This window comes from Parabacteroides goldsteinii DSM 19448 = WAL 12034 (assembly GCF_000969835.1).
GTDB lineage: Bacteria > Bacteroidota > Bacteroidia > Bacteroidales > Tannerellaceae > Parabacteroides > Parabacteroides goldsteinii.
On record NZ_KQ033912.1, the window covers coordinates 2,457,461 to 2,472,676 of the forward strand.

Genomic DNA, 15,216 nt, shown 5'->3' on the forward strand with positions numbered 1-15,216 from the left:
ACATATCAGGTAAGACTGATAAAATACTCTATTCTTAATAACATAACAAATGTGAAATAAGTATGAAAAAATGTTTAACGGGGGGGGGGGGGGTAAATATACTCCTATATTAAAGTCCACACTTCCATTATTACTTTTAAGCATGCTCTCAGGAGCAAATGTATATGCGGCTAATGACTCTAATTTGAAGGATGTGTCAATAACAATTAGTCAGCAACAAAAGAAAATTACGGGTGTTGTAACAGACAAAGAGGGAGTACCGGTTATCGGTGCCAATGTCTTGGAGAAGGGGACAACAAACGGAACTGTTACAGATGCAGACGGACGATTTTCTTTGGATATTTCTCGTAATGCAACACTACAAATTTCTTATCTTGGTTATAATACACAAAACATCGTGGTTGGTAATCAAACTACTTTTGCAGTAAAGCTCTCGGAAGATTCAGAAGCTCTGGATGAGGTTGTTGTTGTGGCCTATGGTACTCAGAAAGCCCGTGCGGTAACTGGTTCCATGAGCAAATTGAATAATGAGGAGCTGGAAGATATCCCAGTTCCGAATATCAGTCAGAAAATGCAGGGGAAATTCTCCGGAGTACAGATTACACAGGCAAACGGTGAACCCGGTGGTGGTATGGCTATCCGTATCCGTGGCGCTGCTTCAGTGAATGGCGGTAACAGCCCTCTTGTAGTAATAGATGGATTCCCGATCACTCCGAATGAAGGTACAGGACTGGAGTCGATAAGTCCTGAAGAAATCGAAAATATTACAATCCTTAAAGATGCTGCTTCTACCTCTTTGTATGGTTCCAGGGCTGCCAACGGTGTTATCTTGGTAACGACTAAAAGAGCAAAAGAAGGAAAAACTGATGTCGAGTTCAGTGCTTATTTCGGTGCAACACAAGTATCAAAAAGAGGACGTCCCGATGTAATGAATGCACAGGAATTTGCCCAGTTCAAAAAAGAGTATTATGAAGACCAGGCTAAGTATGAAGGCTATACCGGAGGAGTTCCCGAATGTTATCAGAATCCTTCTTCATTGCAGAATGGTACGGACTGGTACGATGTACTTTTGCAGACTGCATTGACGCAGAATTATAACCTGAGTTTGCAGTCAGGAACTACAAAAGTGAAATCGGCTGTGAACCTGAACTACAATAAGCAGGATGGTGTTATTATCAATACCTATTCGGAACGCTTCTCGGCACGTGCCAATAATGTCTATGAAGCTTCGGACCGTGTAACGTTTGGCTTGAATTTATCAGGTTCTTATATGAGCGGGCAGATTATTCCCGGATTGGGCGGCGGACGTAATATAATTGGTTCTGCCTTCTTGATGGATCCACAGTTGAAATACAAGAATGATGACGGGACATATCCGATATCTTATTCACAACCGGGTATGTTTGCCAATCCAAACTTCTATCTCGTGCTGAATGAACGCGACGATCCGAAAAAGAGAATGAGAGGTACTCTCAATACCTATGCAGATGTCAAAATTATAGACGGATTGAAATATCGTATCAGCGCAAATGCTGATTTGGGATCGGATCAAACCGAATCATGGGTTCCTTCTATTGCAAATGGTGCCATGTTCACTGCTCCTCCTCAACCGGCTGTCGGTTCTTATGGTACCAGTAAATATGTGAACTGGTTGATCGAGAATATGTTGACCTACAATAAGACATTTGCGGATAAGCATAATGTTGATCTTTTGCTCGGATATTCAACTCAGAAGACGACCTCTGAAAATGCAAAAATCAATGCATCAGATTATCCTGATGATGAAGTGGGTTGGTTCAATGCCGCCACAACAAAGGTCGGTGAAGGTGATAGAAGTTCATGGGCAATGATCTCTTATCTGGCACGTGCCAATTATGATTATATGGGTAAATACTTACTGTCTGTATCTTTCCGTCGGGATGGTTGTTCTCGTTTTGGTATGAATGCGAAGTGGGCTAATTTCCCCTCTGTTTCTGCCGGTTGGATTGCTTCGGATGAAAGCTTCATGGAGAGATTCGATAGGTTGAGCTATTTAAAATTACGTGGAAGTTATGGTATCGTAGGTAACTATAATATCGGTAACTATAATCATTTGGCTACGATCGGAACTTACAACTATGTCTTCAATAACGGAATTTCTGCCGGACGTGGAACAAGTGGTATCGGTAATGCGGACCTTACCTGGGAAACAACCAAACAGCTCGACTTCGGTGTGGATTTAGGATTATTCAATGACCGTGTATTCTTGGTTTATGACTACTATTGGAAGAAAACGGATGGTTTGTTGTATCAGATTGATATTCCTTATTCTTCCGGATTCGAAAACATCCAATCCAATATTGGTGAATTCAGATTCTGGGGACATGAAGTTGGCTTGGAAACGAAGAATATGACAGGCAAGTTTAAATGGAATACCAGCTTGAATTTGACATTTAACCGTAATAAAGCAATGAAGCTGGGTACGAACAATACGCCGATTGGCGGTAATAACAATCAGGAAGATTACAACCGTACGGAAGTCGGTAAACCATTAGGTCTGTTCTACGGCTACGTCTATGATGGCGTTTTCATGACTCAGGAAGAATATGAAGCCGGACCTAAACATGCCTCTTCTATGGTCGGTACTGTTCGTATGAAGGACTTGAATGGCGATAATGTTATTGATAATAATGACCGTACTTTTATCGGCGACCCGAATCCGGATTGTATTTTTGGTATGACTAATACTTTCTCATGGAAAGATTTTGATGCAAGTGTTGTATTTACCGGTTCATTAGGTGGAGACATTATAGACGGAACTTATGAATGGACGGAAAATATAGACGGTGTATTTAATGTTCGTAAGGAAGTCGCAGAACGCTGGCGCTCAGAAGATAATCCAGGTAATGGTAATATTCCGAGAACAAGAACAGGTACGACCGAGTTATTCCGATATACCAATTCTCGTTGGGTATTCAAGAATAATTACATAACGTTAAAGAATATCACGTTGGGATATACGATTCCGATGAAATCAAATCCTTATATCAAGGGAATACGTGTTTATGGAAGTGCTCAAAATCTGTTTACCGTAGGTTCTTATCCGGGTATGAATCCGGAGGTAAACAAGAACACCAGCGGATTATATCAGGGAGTGGATCATACAACATATCCTGTTGCCAGAATTTATACAATTGGCTTGAATGTTAAATTTTAAAGAGCATGAGAATATGAAAAAGTTGAATATATATATTTTTGCGGCAAGTGTGTTGTCTCTTTCTTCTTGCAGTGACTCTTTCTTGAATCTGACTCCTGAGACAACTATTACGACGGAAACATTTTATAAAACTGCAGATCATTTTGAACAAGCTACAGTTGCTTCGTATACAGGTTTGAGAAATATCGCCTTGAGTGGTATATTTATGGATGAGATGCGTTCAGATAATACATTCTATACCTACTATAGCGGTGATAGAGGTCCTTATAACTCGACTGAAAAACTAGCTTTGTTTTTAGATGACGAAACTGTCGGTTGGAGTCCGGACCGTTATAAAGGCGTTTATTCTAGTATTGCCAAGGTAAATACGATTTTGGGTAGACTGGATGCTTCCGAATTGACGGAAGAAGAAAAGAAAACGGTAAAAGCAGAAGCTTTGTTCCTGAGAGCCTTCTATTATTTCGATTTGGTACAGCATTGGGGCGGTGTTCCTCTTATGTTGCAAGAGGTTACTACCGAAGCAGAAGCTTTTGCTGCTAAATCTCCGGCAGAAGATGTTTATAAACAAATACTTACAGATGTTTCGGAAGCAATATCTTTGGGATTGCCGGTTGCAAGCACTTTCCCGCAGAGTGGCCGGGCAACGATGGGAGCTGCTAAAATGTTGCGTGCTTATTGTTACATGTCACAGCCTACTCGTGATTACAAAGCTGCTGAACAGGATTTGAAAGATATCACACAGATGAATTACGGTCTTTTGGACAGTTATGAAGCTGTATTTAATCCTGCCAATAAGAACTCGAAAGAATCTATTTTTGAAATACAGTACATCGAAGATGGCTCTAATGCAGGCGTACATAATGATATTCCTTGGCGTTTGATTCCGAAATGTAGTAATAATGACTTCCTGATGGGTATCACTTTTTCGAACTATGCAGGTACAAGCGGTGGCTGGTGCGTTCCTACGGAAGAGATGATTCAGTCTTATGAACCGGGTGACAAGCGTTTGGATGCTTCCATTGCTGTAGCAGAAGGTAAGACAGATGACGCTGAACAGTTTACTTGCGAAGAAGTCAAGACGGTATCGGATTTTACTCCGACAACTGGTAAAAATTTCTACTACTTCATCCGGAAGTATTATCACCCTCCTTATCAGTATGCTGGGCGTGCAGGAGATAACTTCCCGGTTTACCGTTATGCAGGTACTTTGTTGTTACTGGCAGAAAATTTGGTTGCACAAAATCGGAATGCAGAGGCTTTGCCTTATATAAACGAGGTAAGAACCCGTGCCGGATTGGAGCCGCTGACCAGCGTTACTGCAGAGGATGTAGCTGATGAGATGCGTCATGAACTGGCCTTTGAAAACCATCGTTGGACAGATTTGGTTCGTACGGGTAAAGCCATAGAAACAATGACCGAATTTGGAAAGACGATGAAGGCAAAGTATCAGTGGATTCTTCCTTCTGCATTTGAGGTAACGGGAAACCGTTTGGTATTCGCTTTCCCGTTAAGAGAAAGACAGATCAATTATTTGCTGGAACAGAATCCGGGATATTGATAAATAGATAGTAGTGAGGAGATTGTTCTTTGTAACAATCTCCTTGTTTTGTTAATATTTGTATTAGAAAAATACCATGAAACATACTGGATTAAGGTTTATCTTCTTTTTACTGGTCATATTTTTTTGCTGCAATTCGGTCGCAGGTCAAAGAGTAGGTGACCTTAGTGATCTGTTTGTCTCACCACCGGATCATGCAAAGCCAAGGGGCTATTGCCGGTAGAGAAGCGTTTTACAAAAACATATGATGTTTTCCGTTTCGATATGCTGAGGGGAAGTACTCTACTGACTGACGCAGGTTTACTCGGTCCGGTTAATATAACACAGCAAAAGGAGCAGTACATTTTTATTCCCAAGGAAAGAAAGGGAAACGGACCCTTCGGTTGAGGATTCCGGATACAGTGTCTGTCGAGTTTGTTAAAACTAAATTCATTAGGAGATGAAAAAGGATAAGATTATTAGGGGGATGGTTATTGTGTTTTTATGTTCTGTAAACATCTGTGGACTAGAGGCGCAGGAGAAAGCCGGAGAGTGTGTGCCTACAGATTTGAAATGCGAGCATCTGGTTGCTCCGTTAGGTATCGACCGCCAGGCTCCGCGTTTTTCGTGGCATCTGGAAGATAGCAGGGGCGGAGCCGTTCAAACCGCCTACAGGATCACTGTAGGAAAAGATTCTGTCGCTTTGTCCAAAGGAAAGAAGATCTTGTGGCAGGAGAAAAAGGCAGACGGAAAAACGATGGCAGGTTATAAAGGGAAAGCCCTGGAGCCTTTTACGAAATATTATTGGAGTGTTACTGTTTGGGACAAAGACAAGCAGGAATCCCGGAAAGTAATTTCTTCTTTTGAAACAGGTATGTTGACGCCTTCAAACTGGGAGGGAACATTTATTTCAGATGGACAGGATATAGAGTCCCGTGAGACTCCCTATTTCCGGAAAGCTATTCGATTAGACAAGAACGTCCAATCGGCAAGGGCGTACATAGTGGCAGCCGGATTATATGAACTATCCATTAACGGGCAGAAGGTCGGTGACCATTTTTTAGATCCGGCTTTTACCGATTATGACAAGCGGTTATTGTATGTTACGTATGATGTCACTGATCTTTTGAGTAAAGGAGATAATACAGTGGGGGTAATTCTCGGAAATGGCTGGTATAACCATCAGCCGGTTGCTGAATGGTCCTTTGATAAAGCTCCATGGCGTAAGCGTCCTTCTTTCTGCCTGAATTTGCATATAACATATACGGATGGGACAAAAGAGATTCTGGCATCCGATGAAAGTTTCAAGGTGAAAGGCGGTCCCATTACATTCAATGCTATTTATGTAGCTGAAAATTATGATTTCAGGAAAGAACTGCCGGGTTGGAATACGGTTTCTTATGATGATTCTTCCTGGAAAAACGCAACGGAAGTTGTTTGGCCGGGTGCAAATATAACATCGCAGACCATGCATCCGATTCGTGCTACGGAATATTGCAAGCCTGTTGATCTGAAAAAGTTGAATGATACGCTTTATTTGTACGACTTTGGGCAAAACTGGTCAGGTGTGACGACGTTTAAGGCGAAGGGTGCGCCCGGAACAAAAGTGAAAATACGTCATGGAGAACAACTGGATTCCCGCAGGAAACGATTGTTTGATGATAATAATATCCAGTTTTATCAAAATGTAAACGAGCCGTTGAAATATGGGGTTCACCCTGAAGATGAATTGTTCCAGACGGATGTGTTGATATTGGACGGTAAGGAAAACGAATTTACACCCCGTTTTAATTATAAGGGATTCCAATATGTGGAAGTCTCCTCGGATAAGCCTCTGCATCTGACGACAGAAAATATAACATCTCATTTTATTCATACGGATTCACCGGCAAACGGATCTTTCGAATGTTCAGATACGTTGATCAACAGATTGCTGAGGGCTACGAATTATTCTTATTTATCGAATCTGGTCGGATATCCGACCGATTGTCCTCATCGTGAGAAAAATGGCTGGACGGGTGACGCCCATCTGGCTATTGAAACGGGCTTGTATAGTTTTGATGCAATTACCCTATATGAAAAATGGATGGCAGACCATCGGGATAATATGTATGACGGAGGCAGGCTGCGTTGTATCATTCCTTCCGGAGGTTGGGGAGGCGATATCGCTGACTGGACTTGCTCGATGACCATTATTCCCTGGACCCTGTATGAGTTTTACGGTGATCCGACTTGCTTGAAAGATAATTATGAAGCAATGAAGATGCATACGGATTATTGGCTGAATAAGTATCCGGAAGGGTTGATCGGAGATTACTGTCTGGGTGACTGGGTCCCTCATAAGTCGATTGCAGATAAGGAACTGACAGCTTCTATTTATCATTACAAAAATGCGGATATCGTTTCCCGTACTGCCAAACTGTTCGGTTTTGAGAAAGATTATGAGTATTATAAGGCAGCGGCTGAAAAAATAAAGAATGCGATCAATGAGAAGTTCCTGAATAGGGAAACCGGTATTTATGCCAACGGCTATCAGACGGAGCTTAGTATGCCTTTATATTGGGGTATAGTCCCGGAAGACTGTAAAGAAAAGGTTGCAGAACAGTTAACCAAACGGGTAAAAGCGGACAAAGATCATTTGGATGTGGGTATTATGGGATGTAAAACGATCCTTAATGCATTGACGGAGACGGGAAATGTAGAACAGGCTTACCGTATGGTGACCCAGCAGGATTATCCTTCATGGGGAAACTGGTTACGCCAGGGAGCGACAACTCTTTACGAGAACTGGGATTATAATGGCCTTGCCTGGGGATATTCGCAGAATCACATAATGTATGGTGAGATCGGTGCATGGTTCTATAAGGCCTTGGCGGGGATTAATGTCGATCCGCAGAACCCTGGTTTTAAGAATGTGATCCTGAAGCCTCATTTTGTAGAAGAACTGACCTATGTAAAAGCTTCTTATAATTCTCCTTACGGGTTGATAAAATCAGCTTGGGAAAGAGTGGGTGATAAAATTATTTATAAAGTAACTGTGCCTCCCGGTGCAACGGCTACATTGCATCTGGAAGGGGAAAATACTCCTAAAGAGTTGATTGCAGGTACTTATAAATTTGAGGTAAATAAATAATTACGGATATGAAAGGAATTTCTTTAAAAGTATTATTTGCATTTATCTCGCTGTTAGTCGTTTCGTGCAGTACCCGTTCGTCGTTGGAGGTCGATGGTTTGCAGTGTGAAAACCTAAATGAGCCGTTGGGAATCGACAATACTTCTCCTCACTTCAGTTGGGTGTTAAATTCAAAGGAACAAGGTGCCGAACAAACAGCTTATCAGATACTGGTCGCTTCGGATAAAAAGTATTTGTCGGAAGGAAAAGCAGACCTGTGGAATTCGGGAAAGATGGAGTCAGACAAATCCAATGGGGTTTTATACCAGGGTAGTCCTCTAAGTTCCAGGAGCTTTTCTTATTGGAAAGTGCGTGTCTGGGACGGAAAAGGGAATGTGTCCGCATGGAGTGAACCTGCTTGTTTTGGAGTGGGATTACTGCATCCGGAAGATTGGACTGCCCGGTATATCGGCATGAACCAGGCTGAAGGTCAAATGGAATCGCCGCTATTCCGGAAAACATTCCAATGTAATACGCCTGGAGAAAAGATGTTGCTCCATGTGAATTCGTTGGGTTACCATGAGGTATATGTCAATGGGAAACATGTCGGCGATGCTGTATTGACGCCAGCTGTCTCCCAGTTCGATAAACGTTCCCTGATCGTTACTTATGATATTTCCGGACTTGTCCGGAAAGGTAGTAATGAGATTGTTCTTTGGTTAGGTAAAGGGTGGTACCGCGACGGACTTCCGGGGGTAGTGGAAGGTGGTCCGTTTGTCCGCGCCCAGCTGGAAAGCAGAGACGAAGGAGATTGGACTACGGTTTTGGTTACGGACGATTCCTGGCTGGCTCGTAAAAGCGGTTATGTCTCGACTGGAAACTGGAGACCGCATCAGTTTGGCGGTGAGGTTGTAACGGCTTCCGAACTGCTTCCGGATTTAACGGCTTCTACATTGAACAGCGTTGAATGGGGAAAAGTGAAAGTAGCTTTGATACCGGTCCATAAGGCTACACCGCAAATGGCTGAGTTGAACCGGATTCAGAAAGAGTTCCATCCGGTATCGTGCCAGGTATCCGGTGACACAGCCTGGATCTTCGATATGGGAACGAACTTTACGGGGTGGACGAAAATTAAGTTTCCGGCATTGGCTTCCGGTCAGAAGATACGGATTAGCTATTGTGATTTTTTGAACGAAGAGGGGCAGTTCAGAGACAGACTTTATGAAGATTATTATATCGCTTCCGGTAAAGCAGGGGAAAGCTTCGTTAATAAGTTCAATTACCAGGCCTATCGGTATCTGAAACTGACGAATCTGAGTGAGGCTCCGGCCCTAACCGATATAACAGCTTGCCTAGTTCATACGGATTATAACGGAAGTGCCTCTTTTAGTTGTTCGGATGAAGACTTAAATGCAATTCACGATATGATCCACTATACACTCCGTTGTTTGACGTTAGGTGGTTATATGGTAGACTGCCCCCAGATCGAACGATTGGGGTATGGTGGCGACGGGAATGCTTCGACGCAGACCGTTCAGACAATGTATAACCTTACTCCTTTATACATGAACTGGATGCAGGCATGGGCGGATTGCATGAGAGAAGACGGAGGTATGCCTCATACGGCCCCTAATCCTTATATGGCAGGAGGAGGCCCGTACTGGTGCGGATTTATCATTACAGCTTCCTGGGCTACTTATGTAAATTATGGAGACAGTCGTTTGATAGAACGTTATTATCCTTATATGCAAAAATGGCTGGAGTATGTGGATAAATATACCGTGAACGGTCTGCTGAAAACATGGCCGAACACCGATTACCGGAATTGGTATCTGGGTGATTGGGCTACTCCGACCGGGATCGACCAGACAAATCCTTTATCGGTAGATGTCGTAGATAATTGCTATATATCGGTTTGCTATCAAACGATGTGTAAGATAGCGAATGTATTGGGAAAGGAACAGGATAAACAGGCGTATGCGGCTAAATATAAAGATCTGAATGCGCTTATCCATAAAACATTTTATGATCCAGGGCAGAAGAGTTATGCTACAGGTACGCAGATCGATTTAATCTATCCGATGCTGGTCGGTGCAACACCGGAAGATGAACAGTCTGATGTCAGAAATACCTTGTATCGTGTCACGAAAGACCGTTTTAACGGACATCTGGCAACAGGACTGGTGGGGATTCCTGTAATAACCGAATGGGCTGTGAAGAATAAACAGGCCGATTTTATCTATGGAATGTTGAAGAAGAGAGAGTATCCGGGCTATTTGTATATGCTGGATAATGGAGCGACTACGACCTGGGAGCACTGGAACGGAGAGCGTAGTCATATCCACAACTGTTATAACGGTATCGGCTCCTGGTTTTACCAGGCTTTGGGAGGTATCAACCCAGACGAAGCGAATCCGGGATACAAGCATGTATTTATTCAGCCTCAACTGGTAAAAGGCATTTCATGGGTAAACGCAGCGAAAGAAACTCCTTTCGGAATGTTAGATGTAAAATGGGAAAAGACGGACGTATCTTTTACCCTGGATCTGAGTATTCCTGTTGGCTGTAAAGCTACGGTTTTGTTACCCGTTAAAGCCAAAAGTGTTTCGATTAATGATGTAAAGTCGGACAAATTGGATCAGTTGGAAATGCAATCAGGGGATTATCGGATTACATGTGTTCTGTAGGGAATGACAGGCAGTAGTGAAATATCATTTTTATCAACTAAATTGTCAATTTTATAATTTAAAAGAAAGGCTTAATCTATTCTTTTGTACAAACTAATAAATCTTTAAGTATATGAAAGCACAAAACATTGTAAAATACTTATCCGGTGTTATTGCAGGAAGTGCCCTATCATTCGGCCTGGTTAGTTGTCAGGATACCAGCGTGCAAACCCAGGATTCTTTTGCCACTATAGAAAAGGATTTTAAGGATCCGTCTGCCGATTTTAGAAGTGCCCCGCTGGCAGTCTGGAATAGTAAAGTGACCGAGGCCGAAGTAGAGCGTACGATGCGCGAGCTGAAAGAGGCTGGTTTCGGAGGTCTTTTCATTCATCCCCGTCCGGGTATGATTACAGAATATCTGGGAGATGAATGGTTCTCTCTTTATAAACATGCGGTAGAGTTCGGAAAAGAGATAGGTATGAATGTCTGGATTTATGATGAGAACTCCTATCCAAGCGGATTTGCCGGTGGGCATGTGCCACAGGAAATGCCTGAGTCTTATAATCAGGGTCAGGGATTGGCTTTGACAAAGGCCGAATTACTGCCGGAGGATACAGCCCCTTATTACATGTGTTTAAAAAAGGAAAACGATGCCTGGAAAGATATTACAGACCAAATAGCTGACTATAAAGGAACTAAAGGAGAATATTACCTGTATAAGAAAACTTATATGGGTAAGTCTGACTGGTACGGAGGTTATTCATATGTAGACCTGTTGGTTCCGGGAGTAACGGAAAAGTTTCTGGAAGTAACGATGAAGAATGGATATGAGAAAAAGTTCAAAGAGGATTTCGGCTCATCTATCAAAGGTATCTTTTCTGATGAACCGAACATCAGCAGTCCGGGCGGATTACGATGGACACCGGATTTATTTGAAGTCTTTCAGCAGAAGTGGGGATATGACCTGAAACCGTTATTACCGTTGCTGGAGGAAGAAACAGGAGATTGGAAGAAGGTACGCCATAACTATATGGAGACTTTGTTGCAGTTGTTTATCGACCGTTGGTCAAAGCCTTTCCACCAGTATTGCGAGGAAAACAAGCTGGAATGGACCGGCCATTATTGGGAACATGGTTGGCCTTACATGAATGACGGACCGGATAATATGGCTATGTATGCCTGGCATCAGATGCCGGCGATTGATATGCTGTTCAATCAGTTTGATGAGAAAAGTCCTGTCGCACAGTTTGGTAATGTCCGTTCGGTAAAAGAGTTGCGTAGTGTGGCTAACCAGATGGGATATTCCCGTACATTGAGTGAAACATATGGTGGCGGAGGCTGGGATGAAACTTTCAAGGATTTCAAACGGCTTGGTGATTGGGAATATGTCCTGGGTGTGAACTTTATGAACCAGCATCTGGCACATATGACACTGACCGGTGCCCGTAAATACGACTATCCGCCGGTATTTACTTATCATTCACCCTGGTGGGCCGATTATAAATCGCAGAATGATTATTTTGCCCGCCTGTCATTGTTGATGAGTAAAGGTGTCCAGCAGAATGATATATTGGTCATAGAGCCGAATGCAACTTTATGGAGTTATTATTCACATACCAAGAGTAGCCCGAAACTGATGGAAGTAGGTCAGGCTTTCCAGGACTTTATAACGACTCTGGAAAAAGGTCAGGTAGAATATGACCTTGGTTCTGAGAATATCATAAAAGATCATGGGGTTGTTGCCGATGGCAAGTTCGTTGTAGGTAAAGTCGCTTATACGACCGTTGTATTACCTCCGATGATGGAGACATTGAACAAACCGACATTTGATTTATTGCAGAATTTTGTACAACAGGGTGGCCGTGTGATAACTTTTTCTTCTCCGACGTTGGTTGACGGAGCAGAAAATACAGCCTGGAAGACTCTGCTTGGCGGTCAGTCTGTAACGTCTGTTCCCCGGTTGACGAACGAGGTTATCCGGGACACATTTTCGAATGCAGACTGCCGGTTCTCATTTAGCGGAGGTAACTTATACCATCAACGTCGTCAGTTTACCAACGGGGAATTATTGTTCTTGGTTAATTCTTCCATGGATGAGGCTGTAGACGGTACGGTTACCGTTAACGGGAAATCGGCAGTGCAAATGGATGCCATGAGTGGAAATATTTATACGTACCCATCGACAAAGGCGGATGGCAAATTGACAATGAAGTTCCATTTGGAACCGGCTGGAAGTTTATTGTTATATAGTTCGAAAGGTTCGCTGAAATCTTATCCGGAAATACCGGCTGTTGCCGGCTCTACCCCGGTTCAGGCTATTAGTCCGGTTCAGGTTACCCGTTTGAAGGATAATGCATTGAATGTCGATTTCTGTGATGTGAGTGTAAACGGGAAAACAACAAAGAATGTCTATTTTGCACAGGCTGCCGATATCGCTTTCCGCGAATATGGTTTTACGAATGGCAATCCCTGGAATACTTCGGTACAGTATAAACGGAATATTTTAGACCGGGATACGTTTAAAACCGGAGGTTTCACAACGACTTACCGCTTTAAAGTAAATGACAAGTTCGATTATTCAAACATGAAACTGGTAGCGGAACGTCCCGAATTGTTTACTGTTAAAATCAACGGCGAACAGGTGAAACCGATACCGGGAGAATGGTGGCTGGACCGCTCCTTTGGTGTCTATTCGATAGGCGGCCAGGTGACAACAGGAATAAATACCGTAGAACTGAGTGTGAGTCCGATGAGTATTTTTGCAGAGATAGAGCCGGTTTATATAGTGGGTGATTTTGCTGTTATTCCTGAACAAACAGGATGGAGCATCAGTGCTCCGGTTAAGAATCTTACGTTAGGTAGCTGGAAGGCACAGAAACAACCGTTCTATTCCTGGGGAGTAAGCTATTCCAAAGAATATGAGGTGAAATCTCTTTCAACCCCGTATGCCGTTCAGTTGAATGACTGGAAAGGTACTTTGGCTGAAGTGTATGTGAATGATCAGAAAGCCGGAATAATCGCTTATGATCCGTATCGTCTGGATATAACCCCTTATCTGAAAGAGGGTAAAAATAAAGTTGATGTCCGGGTGATCGGTAGCCATAAGAACCTGTTAGGTCCGCATTATCGTCATCCGGCCCCGGGTCTGGCTTCTCCGTGGCATTGGAAAAACATAGACAAGCAGATTCCAGGTAGTGAATATCAGATGCTGGATTATGGTTTGATGACTGATTTCGATTTGGTACATTAAAAAACTCTTGACATAAAAAGGCTTCGGTATTCTTTAGGGGTATCGGAGCTTTTTTGTGTTTGATAATAACGGATTTTCATTCCGTGCAAAAGATTCTGAAAAAAGTTAAACTGGCATATTGTTTTGCTGCCAAACTTAAAAAAAGCGTACTTTGTATTCCCAAAGTAGATCAGTTAACAATCTAAACTAATAATCATCATGAATAAACTTATAAATCTATTCTTAGCCTTGTTGTTTATTATACCGGTCGTAGGACAAGCTCAAATAACCACCGATCGTCAGGACGGGCGTTTTCAGAGTACAAGAGGAACAGTTCAGTATATGCTGAAACAAATGAAACCGGCTTATGCCTTTGATCCATCCTTTACACCTGCTGAGTTTAAAGAATGGCAATCCGGTCTGCGTACAGCAATGAAAGAGTTGATGCATTTTCCGGAGATAGCGGATTTACCTGCTCCGGTTTGTATCAAAACGGTTCAGCGGGATGGTTACCGGGTTGAGAAATGGGAATCTTATCCGTTGCCGGGCAGTGTTGTTCCTTATTTGGTGTTAATTCCGGATGGCGTCGATCCCGGCCATAAAGCTCCTGCCGTGCTTTGCATTCCAGGATTTGGCGGTAGCAAAGAAGGGCTGGCTGGTGAAACCGAAGGGGATTATGAATTGACCTCATTTCCTGTCGAACCAGTAAAGAAGGGAGCAATGGCTTTACATTATGTAAAAAGAGGCCTGGTAGCAGTTGCAGTGGATAATCCCTCATGTGCCGAACTCTCGGATAACGGTCATTTTGACTATTTGAATACATCCCGAATTTTATTGGAAATGGGATGGAGTTATCTGGGACTTACTGCTTATCAGGATTGGAATGTCCTGAGTTGGATGAAAGAGCTGGACTTTGTGAATAAAGATCGGCTTATTGTCTCTGGTTTCTCTTTGGGAACTGAACCTTTGATGGTTTTGGGAACTTTGGACCCTTCTATTTATGCTTTTGTTTATAATGATTTTTTGTGTCGTACGCTAGAAAGGATTCTTGTCATGACAAAGCCTGATCCTAAAGGTATCCGTCTTTTTCCTAATTCTATTGAACATTTAATTCCCGGTTTTTTAACTCAGTTTGACTTTCCCGATCTGGTTGTCGCCCTGGCCCCTCGTCCGGTTATTTGTACGGAAGGAGGACTCGACCGTGATTTTGACTTGATCCGGAAAGCCTATGAGATTTCAGGCAAACCGGATCACTTTACATATTATCATTATAAGAAATTTGCTGACCCAAAAGACCGAAAACAAATAGAACAAGTACCTGAAGGTATTGATAGGGATACCTATTTCAACTTGGTAAACGTCGACCCGAAGAATCATTATTTTAAGGAGGAATGGGTGTTGCCGTGGATAGACAAGGTTCTGAAATAGATTCTTTTCTTTATATTTGTACCATCTAATTAATTATCAATTCTGAAT

6 protein-coding genes are annotated in these 15,216 nt (G+C 42.7%); all 6 read left to right on the top strand.

What is annotated here, in order from left to right:
- The first annotated feature begins 142 nt into the window (after window positions 1-142).
- The 6 genes from HMPREF1535_RS08945 (at window position 143) to HMPREF1535_RS08970 (ending at window position 15,168) form a co-directional block, all read left to right on the top strand.
- Complete coding sequence (locus HMPREF1535_RS08945) at window positions 143-3,196, top strand: SusC/RagA family TonB-linked outer membrane protein (RefSeq protein ID WP_233567179.1); 3,054 nt, start codon at window positions 143-145, stop codon at window positions 3,194-3,196.
- Window positions 3,197-3,209: 13 nt separating this feature from the next.
- Window positions 3,210-4,754: a RagB/SusD family nutrient uptake outer membrane protein gene (locus tag HMPREF1535_RS08950; protein WP_046146479.1), complete on the top strand. Its 1,545-nt coding sequence runs from the start codon at window positions 3,210-3,212 to the stop codon at window positions 4,752-4,754.
- A 439-nt stretch (window positions 4,755-5,193) separates the two neighbouring features.
- The gene (locus HMPREF1535_RS08955; RefSeq protein WP_046145919.1) at window positions 5,194-7,866 is read left to right on the top strand and encodes a glycoside hydrolase family 78 protein; all 2,673 of its coding nucleotides are present in this window, start codon (window positions 5,194-5,196) and stop codon (window positions 7,864-7,866) included.
- An 8-nt stretch (window positions 7,867-7,874) separates the two neighbouring features.
- Entirely contained in the window at window positions 7,875-10,532 is a 2,658-nt protein-coding gene (locus HMPREF1535_RS08960; RefSeq protein WP_046145920.1) for an alpha-L-rhamnosidase, read from the top strand.
- Window positions 10,533-10,644: 112 nt separating this feature from the next.
- Window positions 10,645-13,761 carry a glycosyl hydrolase gene (locus HMPREF1535_RS08965; protein ID WP_046145921.1) on the top strand — a complete coding sequence of 1,039 codons (3,117 nt, stop codon included), beginning with the start codon at window positions 10,645-10,647 and terminating at the stop codon, window positions 13,759-13,761.
- Between the two features lie 198 nt (window positions 13,762-13,959).
- Window positions 13,960-15,168 carry an alpha/beta hydrolase family protein gene (locus HMPREF1535_RS08970; protein WP_046145922.1) on the top strand — a complete coding sequence of 403 codons (1,209 nt, stop codon included), beginning with the start codon at window positions 13,960-13,962 and terminating at the stop codon, window positions 15,166-15,168.
- Window positions 15,169-15,216: the final 48 nt, after the last annotated feature.

What these genes read in the sequence shown, in the direction of transcription:
- HMPREF1535_RS08945 (WP_233567179.1), top strand. Translation starts at nt 143, where the DNA reads ATGCTCTCAGGAGCAAATGTATATGCGGCTAATGACTCTAATTTGAAG.
- HMPREF1535_RS08950 (WP_046146479.1), top strand. Translation starts at nt 3,210, where the DNA reads ATGAAAAAGTTGAATATATATATTTTTGCGGCAAGTGTGTTGTCTCTT.
- HMPREF1535_RS08955 (WP_046145919.1), top strand. Translation starts at nt 5,194, where the DNA reads ATGAAAAAGGATAAGATTATTAGGGGGATGGTTATTGTGTTTTTATGT.
- HMPREF1535_RS08960 (WP_046145920.1), top strand. Translation starts at nt 7,875, where the DNA reads ATGAAAGGAATTTCTTTAAAAGTATTATTTGCATTTATCTCGCTGTTA.
- HMPREF1535_RS08965 (WP_046145921.1), top strand. Translation starts at nt 10,645, where the DNA reads ATGAAAGCACAAAACATTGTAAAATACTTATCCGGTGTTATTGCAGGA.
- HMPREF1535_RS08970 (WP_046145922.1), top strand. Translation starts at nt 13,960, where the DNA reads ATGAATAAACTTATAAATCTATTCTTAGCCTTGTTGTTTATTATACCG.